At 67.2% G+C, this 22,229-nt stretch carries 16 protein-coding genes; 5 read left to right on the top strand and 11 right to left on the bottom strand.

What is annotated here, in order from left to right; all coding sequences use genetic code 11:
- Window positions 1-36 precede the first annotated feature (36 nt).
- From A5650_RS20860 to A5650_RS20850, 3 genes are read right to left on the bottom strand one after another with little or no spacing between them, the layout of a single operon-like run.
- Window positions 37-1,221, bottom strand: coding sequence for a glycosyl hydrolase family 8 (locus A5650_RS20860; protein WP_231992698.1), 1,185 nt, complete (start codon window positions 1,219-1,221; stop codon window positions 37-39).
- Window positions 1,218-3,890, bottom strand: a complete 2,673-nt coding sequence (locus A5650_RS20855; protein WP_067296080.1) for an ArnT family glycosyltransferase — start codon at window positions 3,888-3,890, stop codon at window positions 1,218-1,220. Before A5650_RS20855 ends, A5650_RS20860 begins: the two co-directional genes overlap by 4 nt.
- On the bottom strand, window positions 3,887-5,461 hold the full coding sequence (locus tag A5650_RS20850) for a glycosyltransferase (protein WP_231992697.1): 1,575 nt from the start codon (window positions 5,459-5,461) through the stop codon (window positions 3,887-3,889). The genes A5650_RS20855 and A5650_RS20850 overlap by 4 nt, the downstream gene beginning before the upstream one ends.
- Window positions 5,462-5,857: 396 nt before the next feature.
- Between A5650_RS20850 and A5650_RS20845 the strand changes: the two genes are divergently transcribed.
- Window positions 5,858-6,706 (top strand): LLM class F420-dependent oxidoreductase, encoded by an 849-nt coding sequence (locus A5650_RS20845; protein ID WP_067296077.1) that lies wholly within the window; start codon window positions 5,858-5,860, stop codon window positions 6,704-6,706.
- Here A5650_RS20845 and modA read toward each other — a convergent pair whose 3' ends face one another.
- The 4 genes from modA to sucC form a co-directional block, all read right to left on the bottom strand.
- Entirely contained in the window at window positions 6,707-7,450 is a 744-nt protein-coding gene (gene modA / locus A5650_RS20840) for a molybdate ABC transporter substrate-binding protein (RefSeq protein ID WP_231992695.1), read from the bottom strand.
- A 17-nt stretch (window positions 7,451-7,467) separates the two neighbouring features.
- Window positions 7,468-8,994, bottom strand: a complete 1,527-nt coding sequence (locus A5650_RS20835; RefSeq protein ID WP_067296074.1) for an acetyl-CoA acetyltransferase — start codon at window positions 8,992-8,994, stop codon at window positions 7,468-7,470.
- A gap of 106 nt (window positions 8,995-9,100) precedes the next feature.
- Entirely contained in the window at window positions 9,101-10,003 is a 903-nt protein-coding gene (sucD, locus tag A5650_RS20830; protein WP_067296072.1) for a succinate--CoA ligase subunit alpha, read from the bottom strand.
- 11 nt (window positions 10,004-10,014) lie between these two features.
- Window positions 10,015-11,199 carry an ADP-forming succinate--CoA ligase subunit beta gene (gene sucC / locus A5650_RS20825; protein WP_067296069.1) on the bottom strand — a complete coding sequence of 395 codons (1,185 nt, stop codon included), beginning with the start codon at window positions 11,197-11,199 and terminating at the stop codon, window positions 10,015-10,017.
- 270 nt (window positions 11,200-11,469) lie between these two features.
- Here sucC and A5650_RS20820 point away from each other — a divergent pair, with 270 nt between their 5' ends.
- Together A5650_RS20820 and A5650_RS20815 are read left to right on the top strand one after the other, a co-directional pair.
- A complete protein-coding gene (locus tag A5650_RS20820) occupies window positions 11,470-12,531 on the top strand; it encodes a M23 family metallopeptidase (protein ID WP_067296067.1) in 1,062 nt (353 codons plus the stop codon).
- Entirely contained in the window at window positions 12,532-13,221 is a 690-nt protein-coding gene (locus tag A5650_RS20815) for a hypothetical protein (RefSeq protein ID WP_067296064.1), read from the top strand.
- Here A5650_RS20815 and pcrA read toward each other — a convergent pair.
- On the bottom strand, window positions 13,218-15,539 hold the full coding sequence (pcrA, locus tag A5650_RS20810) for a DNA helicase PcrA (RefSeq protein ID WP_067296268.1): 2,322 nt from the start codon (window positions 15,537-15,539) through the stop codon (window positions 13,218-13,220). The two genes, A5650_RS20815 and pcrA, sit on opposite strands and share 4 nt — an antisense overlap.
- Before the next feature lie 223 nt (window positions 15,540-15,762).
- On the opposite strand from pcrA, the gene A5650_RS20805 reads away from it, so the two are divergent.
- A complete protein-coding gene (locus tag A5650_RS20805; RefSeq protein ID WP_082950866.1) occupies window positions 15,763-16,083 on the top strand; it encodes a chorismate mutase in 321 nt (106 codons plus the stop codon).
- A 67-nt stretch (window positions 16,084-16,150) separates the two neighbouring features.
- On the opposite strand, the gene A5650_RS20800 is transcribed toward A5650_RS20805, so the two are convergent.
- Window positions 16,151-18,154 carry an SGNH/GDSL hydrolase family protein gene (locus A5650_RS20800; protein WP_502687086.1) on the bottom strand — a complete coding sequence of 668 codons (2,004 nt, stop codon included), beginning with the start codon at window positions 18,152-18,154 and terminating at the stop codon, window positions 16,151-16,153.
- Between the two features lie 58 nt (window positions 18,155-18,212).
- Complete coding sequence (locus tag A5650_RS20795) at window positions 18,213-19,661, bottom strand: NAD-dependent succinate-semialdehyde dehydrogenase (protein WP_067296062.1); 1,449 nt, start codon at window positions 19,659-19,661, stop codon at window positions 18,213-18,215.
- A 48-nt stretch (window positions 19,662-19,709) separates the two neighbouring features.
- Here A5650_RS20795 and pgi point away from each other — a divergent pair, with 48 nt between their 5' ends.
- Complete coding sequence (gene pgi / locus A5650_RS20790) at window positions 19,710-21,377, top strand: glucose-6-phosphate isomerase (RefSeq protein ID WP_067296258.1); 1,668 nt, start codon at window positions 19,710-19,712, stop codon at window positions 21,375-21,377.
- A 29-nt stretch (window positions 21,378-21,406) separates the two neighbouring features.
- Here pgi and A5650_RS20785 read toward each other — a convergent pair.
- A partial coding sequence (locus A5650_RS20785) for an HNH endonuclease signature motif containing protein (protein WP_156744231.1) occupies window positions 21,407-22,229 on the bottom strand: 823 nt, incomplete at its 5' end.

The following is a 22,229-nucleotide window of genomic DNA, read 5'->3' as shown; positions in this document are numbered from 1 at the left end:
ACATGACAGCAGTGCGGGCCCCGCACGTCGCCGGTATCAATCACGTTGAAGGAAACGCGCCCCACCCTGCGGACACTCGCCCAACAAGTCAGTCGCGAGCATGATCCTGCCAAGGGCCACCCATGCGGCGCCGTAGTAGGTCGGATAGCGCTGCAGCAACGTCGAGGCCTGGTCGAGGCGCGCCGCCGCCGCGTCGCCGTCTCCCGCGGCGGTCTCGGTGGCCGCGGCGCTGACGAGCGCCAGGGGATGCTGCCACTCTCCGGCGGTCGACCCGTCGAGGTTGCGCACCGCCGGCGGGTTCCCCGGCGCCGCAATCTGCTCGCGCATCGATGCCGCGAGGGCCCGGTCCTCGGGATCGCAGGACTCGGCGAAGCGGACGGGAAGGCGCGCGGCATCCAAGCCAAAATTCACGGGTCCTCCGCCGGGCGGTTCGATCGGCGTCGCATGGCCGGCCGGGTTCACGGCCGCCCAGTCCGGCGGCAGCCGGTCGACACCGACCAACTGCCAGCTCAGCGTTCGCTGGGTGCGGCTGATCTCGAGCCAACTCCGGTCACCGGAGGCCCGGAACAGTTCGTCCTCGGCACGAGGGCTGAAGTAACCCGGGTTGATGGCGTGCGGCGGCGTGGTCGCCCAGTTGCCCGCGACCGTCGTCAGGCCACCACCGACGAGCCACTGCCCGGGCGGAGCCACGTCGCGCGGCGGCGGCGTGGGGGAACCGACCGGGACTGTTTCGGCCCGCATGACATCGGCGCCCAGCCGCTTACCGTCGTCGACCAATTCCTGCGCATCGAACCGGTTGCCCGCGAGAACCAGGGCGCGCGCCGCGTCGAGGTCGGCGTCGGTGGCGCTGTTGGCGTCGACCACCTTGCCGTCCGCCCACCGCCACGACAGAAGCCCGTCGGGGCGGCCTAGCTGTGATTTCGTCCAGTCCCAGATCGATCGAAACCGGTCCTCGTCGTTCAGCGCGGCGGCGATCAACATGCCGTACGCCTGGCCTTCGCTGACCACGTCACCGCCCTCGTCGCGGCGCACCACGCGTCCGTCGCCTTCGACGTAGCGGTTGAGGAAGTCTTGTCCGGCCTGGCGAGCGGCCGCCTCTCGCATGGTGCCGATGTCGGTTTGCGAGACGCGCGGATCCGCCGCGTGTGCGACGCCCCATCCGGCGGCCACCACGGTCACCACCATCAAGATCTTCACGACCACAGTGCGTAAGCGAATCACTGTCGACTCCTTCGGGCTCGTACGGCCAGGCCCACCGCGCCCGCGATCACGGATGTACACAGCACGAGCGGGATCGCCTGCTGCCGTGGGTCGTTGGTGCCGACCGGTTTCGACGGCGCCTTGTCCGGCGGCAGCTCGGCCGCGGAGATCGCCACGCCGGGCGGGTCGAGCGGCGCCGACGCGTCGGGCACATCGCGCACCTGACGAAGGTCTGGGCCGTCGGGCCCGTCGGTGAGTACGAGCGTCGTGGGCGCGCCGTCGGCGAGTACGACGGGCCGTCGGAATTCTCTGCCCTCGACGGTGATCACTGCTTCGTGAGCGCCCGGCGGCTGAGGTAGGTATCCAGTGATCAGACCGTAGGAAGCGTTGTCCGCCAGCACAGTTGGATCGGACGCGCCCGAGGTCAGCGCCAGCTTCACCGGGCCGGTCGCCCCGGCGGCGTGCATCAGTCGGACCGTCGGCTCGGGCGACGGCCCGCCGTCGGGCGCGAGCTGCGCGGCCACCTCCGACGACTCCGCAGCGGAGAACAACCCCAGCGTGTACGAGACGCCCGGCGAGACCGTGAAGGCCTGGCGCATCTTCACGGTGCCGGTGCGCTGTTCGACCGTGGTCATCACATAAGTGCCCGCGGCGATGCTGCGGTACTCGGTGGGATTCGGCCTGTCGCCCAACGAGATCGAGCCGCCCGGGCCGCCATCGATGCGCACGAATTCCACGCGATCCGGCGCTGAGCCCCGTCGCATGTCGCTGATCCGGACCGAGCCCGCGCCTTCGGGCGCCGGCGCTGCGTTCCCGCCGAGACCGATGTTCGTCGCCTTGGCGGGAAAACGGACCGTCAGCCGTCCGTCGCGAAGGGCGACCGACTCGACCGCGAAGGGGCTCTCCTGCCGCTCGAGGAAGGCGGCGACCGTCCGCAGCCGCTCCGGTGGACCACCGACCGTGAATTCCCTTTCGGGAGTTCCGGCGGTCCGCTCCGCGGAAACAGACGTGATGCCCTCGAGGGCGACGGGCTGCGTCACCGTGATCACCGCCAGCGCGGCGACGACACGTTGATCGACGGTGGCCGACTGCAGGGTTGTGACCGCGTCGGGGTCAGACCCGGCGTCCAGGCGCGCGGCCACCTGTACCCCGAACGGCGGTGCCGCCGGTTGCGCGGGACTGGATGTCTGCGCGCCGTCGTCGACGCGGAGCACGTCGACCTTCTTGCCGCCGTTCCCGAACGTGGCCACCGGCTGCGCGTGTGCGATCGCATCGGTCAGTACGCCCTGATCGGGCATGTTGGCGCGCATCGACGGCGTCGACACGACCCAGTCGTAATCGGCCCAGCCGGCGGGCGCCAGCTTCTGCACCTGTTCGTCGGTGTCCACCTTGTACGACCAGACCACGTTGTGGCGGTCGCGGCCCTCCCGCAGAAGGTCGACCCACAGCGCGTCGTCGACGATGAGCCGGTCCTTCTTTGCGACGTTCTGCGAAATCCATTGCTGCGCCGCCTGTAACGATGCATCGTCATCGCTCGCCAACACCTGTCCGTGGCCCGGAAGCCAGAGCGCGACCACCATCGAAACACCGAAGGCGGCGGCCAGGCCCGACGCTGGGCGCAGCCAACGGCGGGTCCTCACGTGCTGCGGCCCGCTGCGCTTCAGGAGGCCGACGGCTTCTTGGGCCAGTCCGGCCGCCAGCATCGCGGTCAGCGGCAACGTGGCGATCACGAACGGCACGGGCAGATAACCCGGTCGGACCACCATGACAACCAGGATCAGAAGTCCGACCGCATACGGCCGCAGACGCTCGATCAGCAGAGCGGTCAGTGCAATCGGCGCGGTGAGCAGCGGAAGCACCGGATCCAGACGCAACCACTCGTCGATCGTGTGCCGCTTCAGCGACAACGGATCACCCAGCGCTCCCCCGGATTCGCGCTGCCACAGCTGGAATTTGATGCCGTCCCACAGGCTCACGTGGCCCGGGCCGGGTACGAGTTCACCCCGGATGACGGCCATCACGACGTAGGTACTGACCACCAGGACGGAGACCGCGCCGAAGACCGCCAACGCGTACCGCCGGGTCGCGGGCACGGTCTTGCACCACACCAGCCAGGCCACCATCGGTACCAGCAGCAGCATGGTTTCCTTGGTCAGCACCGCGACGCCGAAACAGACCGCCGCCCCGAACATCGCCGAGAGTCGGTGGCGCGGTGAGCAGATCAGAACCAGCGCACCGAGCACCCACGCCACTGCCAAGTTGTCCAGATAGACGGAGCGGCCGAGGGAGATCGCGAGCGGCGAGAGGGCGAAGATCGTCACGGCCAGCGTGGCCGCCCAGCGGGACAGGCCGACGCGACATGCCAGTAACCACAGCAGCCCGGCAGTGAGCACCGCGACGAGAACCATCAGGAAGCGGGCCGCGACAACGGCATTGCCACCGAACCCTGGGCCGGTGATCACCATCCACGCCGCCAGCTGCAGCCAGCCGGCGGGCGGGTGGTCGTACCAGTAGGTGTAGTGCGCAAGCTCACCCCATTGCACGACCGCGAAAGCCTGTGCGACATAGGTGCCTTCGTCATCGAGCCGGGTCGGAGATCCGGTGATGTTGATCGTGCGCAACACGGCAGTCAGCGCCATCAACGCGATGACGATGGGAATCGAGGGATTCAGTCGAATCGATCGGATCACGCGGCGATCCTCTCTTCCCGGCCGACCGCGCGGTGAGCGTTGGCGTGCTCGGTCTTCTCCCAGCCGCCTTGTCCGCGGCTCTGCCGCCACGCCGACCGCACCGCCGCGGCGGCGAGCAGGAGCTGGTACGGGAAGGCGCCGAGTACGAGGCGGACGTGGTCCCAGAGCCGGATTCGCACGCCGAACTCCTTGCCGAACTCCCCGAGCGCGGCGGCCTCGACGGCCACGGTGACCAACGTCGGCACCAGCGGCAGAAACGTCAGCAAGGTCAGCGGCACGGGAACTTTGAGGACGAACATGCACACGATGGCGATAGGGACCAGCGCGCCCGTGGCGGCCTGCAGGAACGGCATCGCCAGCGTGTAACGGGCGAGCAGGCGTTGGCGCCGAGTCGGAAGCTTGCGCCATTCGCCCTTCTGATAGACCTGCATGAAGCCCTGGTCCCAGCGAGTGCGTTGTTTGACCAGTGCCCGAACTGTGCCCGGTGTCTCCTCGCGGGTGACCACACGGGGGTCGTATGCCACCGCGACGCGCGCGCCGCGGGTGGAGAGCCGAACGCCGATCTCACAGTCCTCGGCCAGGCAGTTGCGATCCCATCCGCCGACGGCTCGCAACAGCGCGGTCCGCGCGAACACTGTGTTGCCGCCCAGCGGAATGAACCGCTGTTCGGCATGGAAGTGAAGACGGGAGCGGAACCAGAAGTAGTACTCCAGACAGTTGCGCAGCGACCACCAACTGGTGCGCACGTTCATCAACTGCACACCCGACTGGACGACGTCGGCGCCCGACTCTTCGAATCGGGCCTCGACCAGCCGTAGCAGGCTCGGATGGACCTCGTCCTCGGCGTCGAACACCCCGACGACCTCACCGCGGCAGGCCGGTAACGCGGTGTTGAGCGCCTTGGGCTTGTTCTTCGGGATGTTGTCGTCGATGACGACGCGGACAGTGCGCCGGTGCCGCGCGGCAGCCGCCCGGGCCACGCGCTCGGTCTCGGGATCGTCGTGGCCGATGATGACGATCACCTCGTAGGCGGGATGGTCGAGCCGGGCCAATGCGTCGATGGTGTCGCCGAGGACATCCTGCTCATGCCGGGCGGGCAGCAACAGTGAGAACGACCACGGCCGGTTAGCCGAACGACGGCGAAAACCTGTCCCGGACAATGCCTCTGGGCTGTGCCAGGCATGCAGCATCCACCACAGCGTCGTCGCGGCGACCACGAACAAGAGCAACGACACCGACCCCATCACGACGAACAACACGATGTCGGCGAGGCTCAGCGGGTCGTTGCGGTGCGGCGGCGGCAGGGGTGCCGCCTGACCGTCATCGCCGGAGGCGGCTTGCACGCCGTCTGCCTGAGGCAGCGCCCCACCCGACGCGCCGACCGAGCGGCTGTCCTGCTGGGCAGCAGGCGCCGGGCCCGACTGGGTCACCGCGGAGTCACCGGCAGGCACCGACGGCGGCCCACCGGATTCGTCGTCGCCGCCGAACCAATGGCCACCGAAGACCACGAACGCGGCGAATATCAACACGACGGCGCCGAACGCGGCGCCGCCACGGGTTATGCGGGGCATTTTCTCGCCTAAAGTCTGGCGACACCTGCGCCCGTCGCAACCTCGACGGGAGGTGCCGCTGCGTGCTGAGAACCGGCACGGCGAACACCTCTGAACCAGCTCTCTCGTGCATCTCGAACAAGAGCGCTATCTCTGTGCATGTCGCCCCGGCACACGTGCCCGTTACGTGCAGTACGTCACGTCGCCCTCGAAAGGGTCTGGGAAGCAGAACAATTGACGCGCGAACAAGTGATTCGAAACATGCGCGTTCGGCCTGCTCACCCAGCAATTACGACACGATGAGGCGGCACCGTCCCGGCTGGCCGTCGGGGCTCGGACCGCCAAGGCAGCGCGGCAATGGGAGCCCAAATAGAACCATGCTTGCCCCTCAGACTGAAACACGTTCTAATTCTGGGCATGGACTACGGGCTCGTTCTGTTCACCAGCGATCGCGGGATCACCCCCGCTGCGGCCGCCAAGCTGGCCGATGACCACGGGTTCACCACGTTCTACGTGCCCGAACACACGCACATACCGGTCAAACGGCAGGCCGCGCATCCCACGACGGGCGACGAGTCGCTGCCCGACGACCGCTATATGCGCACGCTCGATCCCTGGGTGAGCCTTGGCACGGCCGCGGCCGTGACCTCGCGTGTCCGGCTGTCGACCGCGGTGGCGCTGCCGGTCGAGCACGACCCGATCACACTGGCGAAGTCGATCGCCACGCTCGACCACCTGTCTGGTGGCCGCGTGAGCCTCGGGGTCGGCTTCGGCTGGAACACCGACGAGCTTGCCGACCACAACGTCCCGCCGGGTCGCAGGCGCACCATGTTGCGCGAATATCTTGAAGCGATGCGGGCGCTGTGGACCGACGAGGAGGCGTCGTACGAGGGCGAGTTCGTCAACTTCGGTCCCAGCTGGGCGTGGCCGAAGCCCGTTCAATCGCACATCCCGGTACTGGTCGGCGCCGCGGGCACCGAGAAGAATTTCAAATGGATCGCCCGCTCGGCGGACGGTTGGATCACCACACCACGCGACTTCGACATCGACGAACCGGTCAAGCTGCTGCAGGACACATGGGCAGCCGCCGGACGCGACGGCGCACCGCAGATCGTGGCTCTCGATTTCAAACCCGATCCCGAAAAACTCGCTCGCTGGGCAGATCTCGGTGTCACCGAAGTGCTCTTCGGCCTCCCCGACAAGTCTGCCGACGACGTCGCCGCCTACGTCGAACGGCTGGCCGGCAAGCTGGCCGCATCGGTCTGATCAGGGCTCACCGAAGCCCGCTGCGGCGAGCACCTGCTGTCCCGCCTCGCCGATCACCGCGTCGACGAACTCCTGTGCGCGGTCTCGGTGCGCCGAGTCCTTCAGTGGTGCAATGGGATAGACGTTGACCACATCGGCGCCTTCGGGAATGGGCACCGCGGTGACCCGGGCACCCGCTTCCCGCGCGTCGGTGACATAGACGATTCCGGCGTCCGCCTGACCGCTCGTCACCTTGCTCAGCACGTCGGTGACGGACGACTCCTCGCTGACCGGCGACAGCTCGATATTGGCGGCCTGTTCGACCTTCCGTGTCGCCGATCCGCACGGGACCTGAGGGGCACACACTACGGCGCTGACGCCGGGCCGGGTCAGATCACGAATCGTGTTGATGTTCCCCGGATTTCCCGGCGCCACCGCGATCGTCAGCGTGTTCGATGCAAAGCTCACCGGGGCGCCGGCGAGCAGCCCCGCCGTGGCGACCTTATCCATGTTGGCGGTGTCCGCGGAGGCGAACACGTCGGCCCGTGCACCCTGCGTCAGCTGCGCGGCCAGGTCCGAGGACCCGGCGAAGGAAAACTCCACCCGGGTCCCGGGGTGGTGCTGTTCGAACTGCGCACCGATCTCGGTGAACGTCGCCCTCAGCGATGCGGCAGCGAACACCATCAGCGAATCAGCCGCCGGCTCTTTTGCGCACCCGGCGGTCACCGTGAAAACGAGTGCGGCCAGAAGGGAGAGGGCTCTCACGGCTGAGACACCTGCGCTCAGGCCAAACTCGCGCGGTTGACCTTCTCATCCGGACGCACCGTGATCGCCGCACCCAGCGGGTCGCCGTCGGACATCAACGCGACGAGCTCGTCATCCTCGGAGATCGCCAGAAACCGCGAGTTGTCCGAATCGAGCCTGCCGACGATGATTCCGGTGCGGACCGGCCAGTCGTAGCGCACCGAGTAGGTCTCGATGGTCGCGCTCCCTTCGGGTCGCTCGGTCACCGAGACCGCCGGGAGTGTTGCGACATCGGCGCTGAGGCGTTCGCTGTCATTGGTGCGCCAGTCGGCCGGCAGCGTCGAATAGATCCCGACGGAATACTTGCTCATCGTGCCGCCGTTGGCGCCCACCAGGCCGTATTGTCCAGGCCTATCGCGCATTTGGGCGACCGTCTCGGCGATGGCATGCAAGGAGTAGCTGTTTCCCGGGCCTCCGAAATACGGCAGGCCACCGGTCACCGTCAGACCCCGCGGGTCATCCCCGTCGATACCCAGCGCCTCGCAGGCGACGTACACCGGAAATGGGAAGCAGCTGTAGAGATCGAAGGTGGAGATGTCGTCGACGCCGATCTGGGCCACCCGCAACGCTTCTCGCACGGCGTGCACGGTCGCGGGACTCGCGCCGAGGTCGACGCGGTCCAGTAGGCTTTGCTCGGTCAGGTCCGAATGCCCGTGCAGATAGACCCACTTCTCCTCGGGCACCCCGAGTCGGCGTGCGGACGCCACCGACATCATGATCGCGGCGGCGCCCTGGTTGACCTGATCGCGGGCCACCAGCAGGCGCGGGTACGGGTCGCAGATCATCCGGTTGTCGTCGGTGACCGTGATGATCTCGTCCACCAACCGTTCGACCGGCGATGACGAGAACGGGTTCTTCGCAGCGACTTTCGACAACGGCGCGAACAGTTCGGCCATCTGCCGGCGATATTCGGCCACACCCAGTCCCAACCGGCTGCGGCGTGCGTTGTCCAGCAGGCCGTATTGCACTGCGGCGCCGGTCAACCCGTGCGCCACGGTGTAGTCGGTGAAGTACTGGTGGACCTGGTGACCGCGGTCCTCGAGCTGGCCGTCGACGTATTCGGTGAAATCGGGCTTGTCGTCGCGTTGCGCAAAGTAGCGAGCCGTCGAACCCGGCTCCGAGCCGATCACCATCGCCACGTCGAGTTCGCCCGTGGCTATGGCGTTACCGGCCTCGGTGACGAGTTTCTGCGGGCCCTGTCCGCCGACGGGTTCGAGCACGACGCGTGCGGGGTCGCCGCCGACGCGGCGCATGACCGACCGCGGATAGTTGTTCGACTTGCCCAGCGCCGCGGGCATCGGCCCGGAGATCTCGAACTGGCGCAGCGCGTACACCGTCTCGATGGCCTTTGCGGCCGCCGTGGCGTCGAGTCCGGTGTCGGTCAGCGCCGCACGCACCGCCTCCGTCGCGAGGTCGACCGCCGACATGCCCCGATAGCCGGGATCGTCGATACGTTCGGTGAACTGCCCGACGCCGACGATGACCGGGGTCCGGGAATCGACCATTACAGACCTCCTGACGGGTGTTAATTCGCCAGGCTAATCGACAGCCACCCCGAACACGAAACCGTCCCCGGCCGTGAAGCCGGGGACGGTTTCGATGTCAGGCGAATTACAGGCTCTGCAGGATCTCGCGAGCCAGTCGGGCGGTCTCCGACGGTGTCTTGCCGACCTTCACGCCCGCTGCCTCCAGCGCTTCCTTCTTGGCCTGCGCGGTGCCCGAGGAACCGGACACGATGGCGCCCGCGTGGCCCATCGTCTTGCCCTCCGGCGCCGTGAAGCCCGCGACGTAACCGACGACGGGCTTGCTCACGTTGGCCTTGATGTAATCGGCCGCCCGCTCCTCGGCGTCGCCGCCGATCTCACCGATCATCACGATGATCTTCGTGTCGGGGTCCTTCTCGAAGGCCTCGATCGCGTCGATGTGCGTCGTACCGATCACTGGGTCGCCGCCGATGCCGATCGAGGTGGAGAACCCGAGATCGCCCAGTTCGAACATCATCTGATAGGTCAGCGTGCCCGACTTGGACACCAAACCGACCGGACCCGAACCGGTGATGTTGGCCGGCGTGATGCCCGCCAGGGCTTCACCCGGCGTGATGATGCCCGGGCAGTTCGGCCCGATGATGCGGGTCTTTCGCCCTTTCTCAACGTTGTAGGCCCACGCATACGCGGTGTCCTGCACCGGGATTCCCTCGGTGATGACGACCAGCAGCGGGATCTCCGCATCGATGGCTTCGATGATCGCGTCCTTGGCGAACTTCGGCGGCACGAACACCACCGAGACGTCGGCGCCCGTCTCCTTCATCGCTTCGGCGACGCTGCCGAACACCGGCAACTCAACGTCCTTGCCGTCTTTGTCCTTGTGCGACACCGTCGTACCGGCCTTGCGCGCGTTCACGCCGCCGACCAGCTGGGTGCCGGCCTTGAGCATCAGCGCGGTGTGCTTGGTGCCCTCGCCGCCGGTGATGCCCTGGACGATGACCTTGGAATTTTTGTTCAGAAAAATCGACATCGTCAGTCCCTTCAGGCCTTCGCCGCCAGCTCGGCGGCCTTATCGGCGGCTTCGTCCATCGTTCCCACCTCGGTCACCAGCGGATGGTTGGCATCGGCCAGGATGCGACGGCCTTCCTCGACGTTGTTGCCGTCCAACCGCACGACGAGCGGCTTGTTGGCCTCGTCGCCGAGGATCTTCAGCGCGTTGACGATTCCGTTGGCCACGGCGTCACAGGCGGTGATGCCGCCGAACACGTTGACGAACACGCTCTTTACCTGTGAGTCGTTGAGGATGACGTCGAGGCCCGCGGCCATCACCTCGGCCGAGGCGCCACCGCCGATGTCGAGGAAATTGGCGGGCTTGACGCCGCCGTGGTTCTCACCGGCGTAGGCGACCACGTCGAGCGTCGACATCACGAGGCCGGCGCCGTTGCCGATGATGCCCACCTCGCCGTCGAGCTTGACGTAGTTGAGGTCGTGCTCCTTGGCCTTGAGCTCCAGCGGGTCGGTCGCGTCGCGATCCTCGAACTCGGCGTGCTCGGGATGGCGGAAGTCGGCGTTGCCGTCCAGGGTGACCTTGCCGTCCAGGGCGAGGATCTGGCCTGGATCGTCTCCACCGCGGGAGGGGGTGCGCACCAACGGGTTGACCTCGACCAGCGTGGCGTCCTCGCCGACGAAGACCTCCCACAGCTTGGCGATCGTCACCGCGGCGGCGTCGAGCACCTCCTCGGGCAGGTGGCCCTTCTTGGCGATCTCGCGCGCGAAGGCCTCGTCGACGCCCTTGGTGGCGTCGACCGGGATCCGGGCGAGCCGATCGGGCTTGGTCGCGGCGACCTCCTCGATCTCCATACCGCCCTCGACCGAGCACATGGCCAGGTAGGTGCGGTTCGCCCGGTCGAGCAAGAAGGAGATGTAGTACTCCTCGGCGATGTCGCTGGCCTCGGACACCAGCAACTTCTTGACGATGTGGCCCTTGATGTCGAGGCCGAGGATGTTCTGCGCGTGGGTGAACGCGTCGTCGGCGGTGGCCGCGTATTTCACGCCGCCGGCCTTACCGCGACCGCCCGTTTTGACCTGCGCCTTGACCATCACAGGCTTGCCGATCTCCTCGGCGATGGCCTTGGCGTCCTCGGCGGTGTCGGTCACCCGTCCGGGTGTGGTGGGCACGTTGTGCTTGGCGAAGAGCTCTTTCGCCTGATATTCGAAGAGGTCCATTGGCTTTGGAACGTCCCTGTCTCTAGCGCGTCGATTGCGGAGTTGTTGGGCCGAAGGCTCGGAGGAACTTTATCCACACGCCCAAAACGCGTTGGCACCGCCCACCGCTCATGTGGTAGATCTCACCGCCGCGCTCCAGTGATACGAATCACAATCGCCCGTGGAATAGTCTCTCGGGTTGCAGCCGTCGTCCGGAGTTGGTTAACGTGCCTCTGGTCTCGATAACGCTTTGGTCACGACAGGCATCCCGACAGGCAAGGATTTTCCAGGTTGGCTTCGCACCGTTCGTCCGGATCTCATCGCAGATCGTCGACGAATCGGCAAATCAGCCGCCGCGTAAGCGAATCCCCGTCGGAAGTCACCGACATCATTCCGTTCAACGAATTCGGCGATCTCGACGACATCGATTTCCGTGAGAACAGCGCCTTCGACCGCGAAGCCCAGGTCATCCGCGCTCCCGAACTCGACGACCTGACCGACACCGACGACCTCGTTCCGCTGCGCCTGGCCGTGCCCACGGAGTTCGCGGCCGGCCCCCGTCACGCGCGCCGTTCACACGCCTACCGCGACAGCCACACCGACACCAGCGACGGGATGGCCGCCACCGACGTCATCCGGATCGGCACCCGCACGCCGGCGCACCGCAAGCAGGAAGTCCCCGTCAAGGGCCGTCTGATGGTCGCCGCGATGGCGGTCGGGGCCACGGCGGCGGGCGCGTACTCGATGGCCAACGCGACGCAGGAGAAGTCCTCGGAGACCGTGCTGGCCGCCGACCAGTCCGCGCTCGCCAATCCCATCAGTGGGTCGACGGGCGGTATGCAGGTGGTCGCGGTGACACCGGCCGCCAGCTCGACGCTGCACACCGAGGAGATCCAGAAGGCCGCCGCGTTCGCGCAGGAGCGTGCGGAACGCGAGGCCCGCCTGCAGCGGCCGATGTTCGTGATGCCCACCAAGGGCGTGTGGACGTCGGGCTTCGGCTACCGGTGGGGCGCGCTGCACGGCGGCGTCGACATCGCGAACTCGATCGGCACCCCGGTGCTCGCCGCCTCCGACGGCGTGGTCATCTCGGCAGGCCCGTACGCCGGCTACGGCAACATGGTCAAGCTGCGGCACTCCGACGGCACCGTGACGCTGTACGGCCACCTCAGCGCGTGGCAGGTGGAGGTCGGCCAGCGGGTGTGGGCCGGTGACCAGATCGCCAAGATGGGTAATACCGGCAACTCGACCGGGCCGCACCTGCATTTCGAGGTCCACCTCAACGGCACCGATCGTGTCGACCCGGTGGGTTGGCTGGCCAAACGCGGCCTGTCGCTCGGCAACTACTCTGGCTGAGTGGCCAGCGACGACGATTCCGATCTGACACGTCGAGCGCCGTCGAGCGCTGACACAGGCATCATTCGTCGTCACCCCTCCGGTGAGATCCCGACCGGTCAGGAACCGAGGACCAGCATCATCCGGCGCCATCCGACCGGAGCGATTCCGATCGCGGATCCGCCCACGCAGATGGTGGATACCAGCGGCGCGACGCAGATGTCCGACATCGGCGGGCCGACACAGATGTCCGATATCGGCGGGCCGACGCAGATGTCCGACCGGGCCGCGCCGGACACCACGTACATCCCGCGGGCCAGGCCGGTCACGGTGTCGCCGGCGGCCAGCCCGAAGACGGCGATCGCGACCGCGGTGGCGAGCATCTTGACCGGGTGGACCACCGCCGTGATCGCCACCGATCTGATCACTGGATGGTGGCGCTCGGACCAACTGTTCTGCGTCGCGATCGGCTTCCTGACCGCGATCTCGGCCGCCGCCCTCATCGCCGGGCTCATCGGCCTGCTCCTGCGCCGGTGGGTGAGCCGCCTATTGGTGATGGTCGGTGCGATGGTGGCGCTGCTGATCTTCTCCAGCCTGTTCGTCGCCGGTGCGAAGCTGCCCGCCGTCGTCTACGCGATCCCGCTGTTGCCGGTGGCGAGCATCGTGTTCGCCGCCCTGCCCGCCACCGGACGCTGGGAACGCTCCGGCTAGAGCTTGGTGATCGGCGCGTGATTGTGCATCAGCTTCACGCGACCGGAGCTGCCGAAGTCGATGAGCGACATCGCCGACTCGCCCACACCGCTCACCTCCTCCACGCGGCCCAGCCCGTACTTGTCGTGCGTGACCCGGTCGCCGGGTTCGAGCACCAGCAGCGGTCGTTTACCGGCGCCGGACCGTGTCGGCGACGGCCTCGGAGTCCCGAAGCGTCCCGCACCGCTGACAGCTGCGCTGAACGACGACGGAGTCGGGTCGGTGCGCCGCCAGTCGATGAGGTGTTGCGGAATCTCTTTGAGGAAACGTGATTCCGGATTGAGCATCGGTTGCCCCCACGACGAACGCACCTTGGCCCGGCTGAGGTAGAGCCGCTGTCGCGCCCGGGTGATGCCGACGTAGGCCAACCGGCGTTCCTCGGACAGCTCGGCGGGGTCGCCCAGCGCCCGCATGTGCGGGAACATGCCGTCCTCCCAGCCGGTCACGAACACGACGGGGAACTCGAGCCCCTTAGCGGTGTGCAGCGTCATCATCGTGACGACACCGGCGCCGTGCTCGGGAAGTTCGTCGGCGTCGGCCACCAGTGACACCCGCTCCAGGAACTGCGCCAGCACGCCGGTGTCGGGAATGTCCTCGTCGAGGGTCTCCTCCTCGGCGAGCGCCTGCGCATTGGCCAGGTCGGTACTGAATTCGTGTGCGACGCTCACCAACTCGTTGAGGTTGTCCAACCGCGCGAGGTCCTGCGGATCGCTCGACGACTCGAGTTCGCCGCGGTAGCCGGTGCGGTCGAGCACGGCCTCGACCAACTCACCCAGCTCACCGTCGAGGCGGCCGCGAAGATCGTCGAGCATCTCCACGAACGCCGAGATGCATTTCTCGGCACGGGTGTTGAGCATCGGCACCCTGCCCTCGGCGGCCGCCTGCAGTGCGTCGTTGAAGCTCAGGCCTGTGTTCTCGGCGTACACCGCGACGCACGCTTCGGCGCGGTCACCGATGCCGCGGCGCGGGGTGTTCAGGATGCGACGCATGCTCACCGAGTCGCCGGGATTGTCCAGCACCCGCAGGTACGCGACGATGTCGCGGATCTCCCGGCGTTCGTAGAAGCGAACGCCTCCAACGACTTTGTACGGGATGCCCGCCCGGATGAACACCTCTTCGAGAGCCCGCGAGGAGTTGTTGGTGCGGTAGAACACCGCCACATCGCTGTAATTGCCTCCGTCGTCGACGAGCGCGTCGATCTCCTGGGCGACGAATCGCGCCTCGTCGTGCTCGTTGTCGGCGACGTAGCCGACGATCAGCTCGCCCTCCCCTTCGTCGGTCCACAGCCGCTTCTCGCGGCGACCGGCGTTGCGGGAGATCACCGCGTTCGCAGCGTTGAGGATGTTCTGCGTCGACCGGTAATTCTGTTCCAGCAGAATGGTTGTCGCGTTCGGATAATCGCGTTCGAAGTCCTCGATGTTGCGGATCGTCGCACCGCGAAACGCATAGATCGACTGGTCGGCGTCGCCCACGACGCACAATTCGGCCGGCGGCACCCCGTCCACCGTTTCGGTTCCCACGAGTTCCCGCACCAGCACGTACTGGGCGTGGTTGGTGTCCTGGTACTCGTCGACGAGGATGTGCCGGAACCGCCGCCGGTAGTACTGGGCGATCTGCGGAAACGCTTGCAGCACAGCGACCGTCTCGCCGATCAGGTCGTCGAAGTCGAGCGCGTTGGCCGCACGCAGGCGGCGCTGGTATTCGCCGTAGACCTCGGCGATGATGCCGGGCAGTTCCTCGCCCGCCTCTGCGGCCTCGGAGGCCGCCTGCTCCGGGCCAACCAGCTCGTTCTTGTGGTTGGAGATGGCGTTGGACAGCAACCGCGGCGAATACCGCTTGGTGTCCAGGCCCATGTCCTTGCCGATCATCAGCAGCAGGCGGCGTGAGTCGTCGGCGTCGTAGATCGAGAAGTTCGAATTCAGGCCCTTGATGAGAGAGGCCTGGTTGCGCAGGATCCGCACGCAGGTGGAGTGGAACGTCGACACCCACATCGAACGGGCGCGCGGGCCGACGAGGCCCACCACCCGCTCGCGCATCTCGGCGGCGGCCTTGTTGGTGAACGTGATGGCCAGCACCTGTCCCACGCCGACGTCGCGGGCGGCGAGCAGGTAGGCGATACGTCGGGTGAGCACAGCCGTCTTGCCGGAGCCGGCGCCCGCGACGATGAGCAGCGGCGATCCCTCGTGCAGGACAGCCTGACGCTGCTGTGGGTTGAGCCCGTCGAGCAGGGAGTCTGATTCGGTGGCCCCGTTCGGTGCGATCATGTTCGGTGCACTCATGTCAGTGACGAACTTACCGCTGCACAGGGACACTCCTGCGCCCGAACCGCGCATCAGCTCCTGCGGTCGGACCGCTCATGGGCTTTGCGCTGGCTCGACGTTTGGTGGCACACTTTGTCCCGTGCTCAGCAAACAGCGATTTATCTGCGGGTGCCGCTGCACGGTGCCCGTGGTCTAGCAGCTTCTGTGAGAGTGCCGCGGTCCCGGATCCGCGGCTCGTCTCTTGTGTGAGGCCGGACCGGACGAGACCAGGAACCCACACAACGAGGCGGTGAATCCCATGACGACCGAAACCGAGACTGTGCCTGATATCGATGACCTTCGCCGGGAGATCGACCGGCTCGACGCCGAGATTCTCGCGGCCGTGAAGCGCCGTACCGAGGTGTCCAAGACGATCGGTCAGGCCCGGATGGCCTCCGGGGGAACACGCTTGGTTCACAGCCGCGAGATGAAGGTCATCGAGCGCTACAGCGAACTCGGCCCCGAGGGCAAAGACCTCGCGATGCTGTTGCTGCGGCTGGGCCGCGGCCGCCTCGGCCACTGAGATATCCCGTGATTTGGGTGCACTACCAGTCGCTCAGCGATAGGTAGAGCACCGAAACCGCCCCGCGTCAGCGCAGCGCATCGGTCAGCCACGGCGTCAACCACTCGACCGCTTCCGGCGTGGGGTGCACGCCGTCGCTGCGGATGCGGATGCCGTCGATCCAGTTGGTGTAGCCCCCGTTCGGGCCGAGCTTGCGGTTTAGATCGAGCACGGTGACGTTCGACCGGTATTTGACGGCGCTGCGCAACAACGCGTTCCAGTCGTCGACCCGATCGGGATCGTCCTCCGGGTACAGGCTGCCGTCGCGTTTCTCGGCGCGGCGGTTGTAGGGCTCGGTCGTGACGACGACGCGCGCGCCGGTCGAGGACAGAATGTCGAGCGCGCGGTTCAGTTCGGAACGCAGATACGCGTCGTACGTCGGCTCGCCGATGTGCGTCCACCGGCCTTCGTTCATCCGGTCGACGACCTCCCAGCGCCCCACGATCAGCAGCACAACGTCGGGTCGGTCGCTCTTGACGCGCTGTGACCACCTGCTCGGCCACGAATCGCATTCGGGTTTCTGGTTCAGCGTCTGCCCGACGTAGCGGTAGGGGCCGCCGCGCGCGATGCCGCATCCGATCATCGTGTGGTTGGTGAACGCCATGCCCGGTATCTCCGGCAGGTAGCGCATCAGCGTCCAGGCCACGGAGTCGCCGAACACCGCCACGGTCCTGGCGCCGGGATCGCGAGCCGTCGGGCGTTCCACCTCGACCGGCACCTCCGGTGCGATCAGCGCGGCGGAGTCGATGCTGGGCTCCTTCAGCGCCGGACCGCCGGGCGCCACCCCGACCGGCAGCACGGTCATCGTGATCACCGCTGCCGTGGCGGCCGTCGCACCCGCCAACGGCAGCATCGGCACGATCACCGGTCGCCACCGCCGGATCGGTTGTTCGAGGAGCCACCACGACAGCGCCGCCACCGCGATCGTCGCGCCGCATCTCAGGGCGAACAGCGACCAGCCCGACCATCCGGTGCGCTCGCCGTTGAGCGCGAGGAAGATCGGCCAGTGCCACAGGTAGACGCCGTACGAGATCGCGCCCAGCCACACCAGCGGCCGCCATGCGAGCACGCGCGCCACCGGGCCTTCCTGGTCCAGCGCGACCGCGCCGACCACGCAGGCAGCGGATATGGCGACGATGATCAGCAGACCCTTGTGGAAGTCGCCGACGCTGCCGGTCGCCATGTGTACCGCGAAGCCCGACATGACGAGGCCGGCCACGGAGACGACCCGGGCGACCCACCGCAGCCACCGCGTCCTGATCACCGGCCCGGCGAGCGTCACCGTGGTCCAGTCCCGCACCAGCAGGGCGGCCGCAGCGGCGCCGACGAGCAGCGCCTGCGCGCGGGTGTCGGTGCCGAAGTAAACCCGGTTCAGCGTTGCGTCGCCGACGAAGACGATCGCCGCGGCGGCCGACGCGACTGCACCGGCAGTGGCAAGGCCCAACACGGCCCACCGCAGATGCGTTGGGTTGCGCCGGCAGAAGACGAACGCGACCGCGATCAGCAGAAGCGGCCAGATCAGGTAGTACTGCTCCTCAACCCCGAGCGACCAGGTGTGCTGCAGCGGCGACGGCGGTGCCCCTTGGGAGAAATAGTCGGTGCGCTGCGCGACGAACGCCCAGTTGGCCACCCAGAAGAACGAGGCCACGGCGTCATCGCGCAGGTTGGCGATCGCCTCCGTCGAGAAAAACTGCCGCGCCGCTACGACGGCGAGCACCATCACCAGCAGCGCTGGCAGCAGGCGGCGGGCGCGACGGATCCAGAAGTCCCGCAGGCGGATTCGGCCGGTGCGGGCGTGTTCGTCGAGCAGCAGCGAGGTGATCAGGAAGCCGCTGAGCACGAAGAACACGTCGACGCCGAGGAAGCCGCCGTCGACGCCCGGGATGCCGCCGTGATCGGCGAGCACGAGGGCGACGGCGACGGCGCGGATGCCGTCGAGGGCGGGGATCTCGCCACGCCGATGCGCGCGCGAGGAGGGACGTACTGACAGCGGGCGGCGATCAGCGGGCGCGACGGAGCGACGCGCATTCACTTGCGAAATCTTGCCCGCGCGAGTGGACGCGCGGGCGCAGGCGCGGCGGCGTGTCGAGCTACTTCGTCAGCGCGATGTATTTGACCTCGAGGTACTCCTCCATGCCCTCGAAGCCGCCCTCGCGCCCGAACCCGGATTCCTTGACGCCGCCGAACGGTGCGGCGGGGTCGGAGATCACGCCGCGGTTGATGCCGACCATGCCCGATTCGATGGCCTCGGCAACGCGCAGCGCGCGGTCGAGCGACTGGGTGTAGATGTAGGCCGCCAGGCCGTACTCGGTGTCGTTGGCCGCTGCGATGCCCTCTTCCTCGGTATCGAATCCGGTGATAGGGGCGACGGGGCCGAACACCTCCTCCTTGAGGATGCGGGCGTCGGCGGGCACGTCGGCCAGCACAGTGGCCGGATAGAAGTTGCCCGGCCCGCCGGGGGCCACCCCGCCGATCGCGACCTTCGCGCCGCGCGAGACCGCATCGGAGACCAGGTCCTCGACGGTGGCGACCTGCTTGGCGTTGATCAGCGGCCCGAGGGTGGCCGACTCGTCGACTCCCTTGCCGAGGCTGAACTCGCTCATCCGCTTGACCAGCTTGTCGGTGAACTCCTCGCGCACGGAGTTGGCGACGTGGAAGCGGTTGGCCGCGGTGCACGCCTCCCCACCGTTGCGCATCTTGGCCAGGATCGCGCCCTCGACGGCGGCGTCGACATCGGCGTCGTCGAACACGACGAACGGGGCGTTTCCGCCGAGTTCCATCGAGGTTCGCAGCAGTTTGTCGGCGGACTGTTTGACCAGTGCCTTACCCACGCCGGTGGAACCGGTGAAGGTCAGCTTGCGCAGCCGGCCGTCGTCGATCAACGCGGCGGTGACGTCGCCGGGGCTCTTCGTCGGCAGCACCGACAGCACACCCTTTGGCAGGCCGGCCTCGTCCATCAGCTTGGCGAGCAGCAGCATCGTCAGAGGCGTCTCCTGCGCGGGCTTGACGATCATGGTGCAGCCGGCGGCAAAGGCGGGCCCGATCTTGCGGGTGCCCATTGCGAGCGGGAAGTTCCATGGCGTAATCGCGTAGCAGGGGCCGACGGGCTGTTTGGTGACCAGAACGCGACCGCTGCCCGCGGGGCTGTGCGTGTAGCGACCGGCGACGCGCACCGCCTCTTCAGAGAACCACCGGAAGAACTCGCCGCCGTAGGTGACTTCGCCCATGCTCTCGCGCAGCACCTTGCCCATCTCGAGGGTCATCAACGTGGCGATGTCCTCGGCGCGTTCGCGGATCTTCTCGAACACCGCGCGCAGAATCTCGCCCCGTTCGCGCGGCGCGGTGGCCGCCCACTCCGTCTGCACCGCACAGGCCGCGTCGAGTGCGGCGATCGCGTCGTCGGCGGTCGCATTGCCGACCGAGGCCAGCACCTGGTCGTCGGAAGGGTCGAGCACGTCGAAGGTGGAGGACGCCTCACGCTCCTCACCGCCGATCCACAGTCCGGTGGGCACTGACGACAACAGCTTCGCGGTATCCATAACTCTTCTGTACACCTTTGGCCTTTTCACCGCACTAGGGTCGTGTTCATGAGTGCCGACACCGACCAGACACCCGATATCGCCGCGACTCCGGCGTGGCAGGCGTTGCAACGGCATCACGACGAGGTGGGCGCGAAACACCTGCGCGAGTTGTTTGCCGAGGATCCGGCCCGCGGCACGGAGTTGGCGGCGACGGTCGGCGACCTCTACGTCGACTACAGCAAGCACCGGGTGACGCGCGAGACGCTCAAGCTGCTGGTGGACCTGGCGCGCGCCGCGCGTCTGGAGCAGAAGCGTGACGCGATGTTCTCCGGCGTGCACATCAACACCTCCGAGGATCGCGCCGTTCTCCATACGGCCCTGCGGTTGCCGCGCGGCGCCGAGCTGGTCGTCGACGGGCAGAACGTCGTCGCCGACGTGCACGAGGTGCTCGACAAGATGGGCGATTTCACCGACCGGTTGCGCAGCGGCGAGTGGACCGGCGCGACGGGTGAAGCCATCAAGACGGTCGTCAATATCGGCATCGGCGGGTCGGACCTCGGACCGGCGATGGCCACGCTCGCGCTGCGCCACTACGCCGATGCCGGTATCTCGGCGCGGTTCGTGTCGAACGTCGACCCGGCGGACCTGGTGGCCAAGCTCGACGGACTCGACCCCGCGACAACACTTTTCATCGTCGCGTCTAAGACGTTCTCTACGCTCGAAACGCTGACCAACGCGACGGCGGCGCGGCGCTGGTTGACCGATGCGCTCGGCGATGCAGCGGTGTCGCGACACTTCGTGGCGGTGTCGACCAACAAGAAGCTGGTCGACGATTTCGGCATCAACACCGAGAACATGTTCGGGTTCTGGGACTGGGTTGGTGGCCGGTATTCGGTCGACAGCGCAATCGGTTTGAGCGTCATGGCGGTGATCGGCCGCGAGCGGTTCGCCGAGTTCCTGTCCGGGTTTCACATCGTCGACGAGCACTTCCGCACGGCGCCGCTGGAATCGAATGTGCCGGCGCTGCTCGGCCTCATCGGACTGTGGTACAACGAGTTCTTCGGAGCGGAAACCCGTGCTGTGCTGCCGTATTCGAACGATCTCGCTCGGTTCGCCGCGTATCTGCAGCAGCTGACGATGGAGTCGAACGGCAAGTCGGTGCGCGCCGACGGTTCACCGGTCACCACGAGCACCGGCGAGATCTTCTGGGGCGAGCCGGGAACCAACGGCCAGCATGCGTTCTACCAACTGCTGCACCAGGGCACGCGGCTCGTACCCGCCGATTTCATCGCATTCTCACAACCGACAGACGATCTGCCGACCGCGGACGGCACGGGCAGCATGCACGACCTGCTGATGAGCAACTTCTTCGCACAGACGCAGGTGCTGGCGTTCGGTAAGACAGCCGACGAAATCGCCTCTGAAGGCACACCGCCGAATGTGGTGCCCCACAAAGTGATGCCGGGGAATCGGCCCAGCACGTCGATCCTCGCGACACGGCTGACGCCGTCGGTGCTCGGTCAGTTGATCGCGCTGTACGAACATCAGGTGTTCACCGAGGGAGTTGTCTGGGGCATCGACTCGTTCGATCAGTGGGGCGTCGAACTCGGCAAGACACAGGCGAAAGCTCTGCTGCCGGTCATCACCGGCGACAACTCCCCCGCCGAACAGTCGGACTCGTCGACCGACGCCCTGGTGCGCCGATACCGCAGCGAGCGCGGTCGCTCAGCCTGAGTCAACGAGAGGCGAAGTTACACAGGCGATTAGCGCTCGGAGCCGCCAGCGACGTCTTCATCATCGCTGTCGCAACACTCCGCGTCGTCGCCCTCGGTGTTGTCGTCGATGAGGTAGCGGTGGGGGTGGTGGTAGTTGTTGGTGCGGGCTTGGCCGGTGTCGAGTTGGGGTGGGGGCCGCCATTCGGTGCACCCGTCTTTGCGGTTACGGGTGCGCCAGCCGCCGGGTGTGACGCGGCGGTTATCGGGCCCGCAGGCCAGGGTCAGGTCGGTGACATCGGTGCGCCCACCAGCAGCCCAGTCACCATTGGCGTGATGGACCTGGCATTGATACGCCGGGGCCGTGCAGCCGGGTCTCGTGCAGCCGCGGTACTTGGCGAACAACAGCAACCGCTGCGCCTTGGACGCCAACCGGCGCCCCCGCCCCAAAAACAGGGGTTGTTCGGTGGCCTTGTCGAACACCGCCAGATACGGATGCGCCGCCGCGGCCTGCCGGATCACCTCGCTCATCGGCAACAGCGACCCCCCGCCGGTGACCGCCTGCCCGGTGCCGGACTCCAGTTCTTGCAGCGTGGTCGTGATCAACAGCGTGGCCGGCACCCCGTTCTGCGCCCCGAGCTGCCCCGAGGCCAACAACGCCCGGCACATCGCGTTCAGCGCGTCGTGGTTGCGCTGCCCGGCCGTGCGGGTATCGGAGCGCACCGCCTCCGGCGAGGGTTCCGCAGCAGGATCGGGTCGGTCACCGTCGGGCTTGTCCGCGTCGGGTGGATCGTCGGCGGGGTTGTTGCGCCCGGGAGCCGCCCACACCGCCAGCACCGCCTCCAACGCCGCCCGCGTCGCGGGGTCGATCTGC

The organism is Mycobacterium sp. 1164985.4, from assembly GCF_001668575.1.
Classification (GTDB): Bacteria; Actinomycetota; Actinomycetes; order Mycobacteriales; family Mycobacteriaceae; genus Mycobacterium.
Note: the sequence above shows the minus strand (reverse complement) of the source record. Positions and strands in the feature narration are given on the sequence as shown.

Excerpts from the sequence above, each read along its gene's own strand:
- A5650_RS20850 (WP_231992697.1), bottom strand. The coding sequence starts at position 5,461 with ATGCCCCGCATAACCCGTGGCGGCGCCGCGTTCGGCGCCGTCGTGTTG.
- A5650_RS20845 (WP_067296077.1), top strand. The coding sequence starts at position 5,858 with ATGGACTACGGGCTCGTTCTGTTCACCAGCGATCGCGGGATCACCCCC.
- A5650_RS20835 (WP_067296074.1), bottom strand. The coding sequence starts at position 8,994 with ATGGTCGATTCCCGGACCCCGGTCATCGTCGGCGTCGGGCAGTTCACC.
- sucD (WP_067296072.1), bottom strand. The coding sequence starts at position 10,003 with ATGTCGATTTTTCTGAACAAAAATTCCAAGGTCATCGTCCAGGGCATC.
- sucC (WP_067296069.1), bottom strand. The coding sequence starts at position 11,199 with ATGGACCTCTTCGAATATCAGGCGAAAGAGCTCTTCGCCAAGCACAAC.
- pcrA (WP_067296268.1), bottom strand. The coding sequence starts at position 15,539 with ATGAGTGCACCGAACATGATCGCACCGAACGGGGCCACCGAATCAGAC.
- A5650_RS20795 (WP_067296062.1), bottom strand. The coding sequence starts at position 19,661 with ATGGATACCGCGAAGCTGTTGTCGTCAGTGCCCACCGGACTGTGGATC.
- pgi (WP_067296258.1), top strand. The coding sequence starts at position 19,710 with ATGAGTGCCGACACCGACCAGACACCCGATATCGCCGCGACTCCGGCG.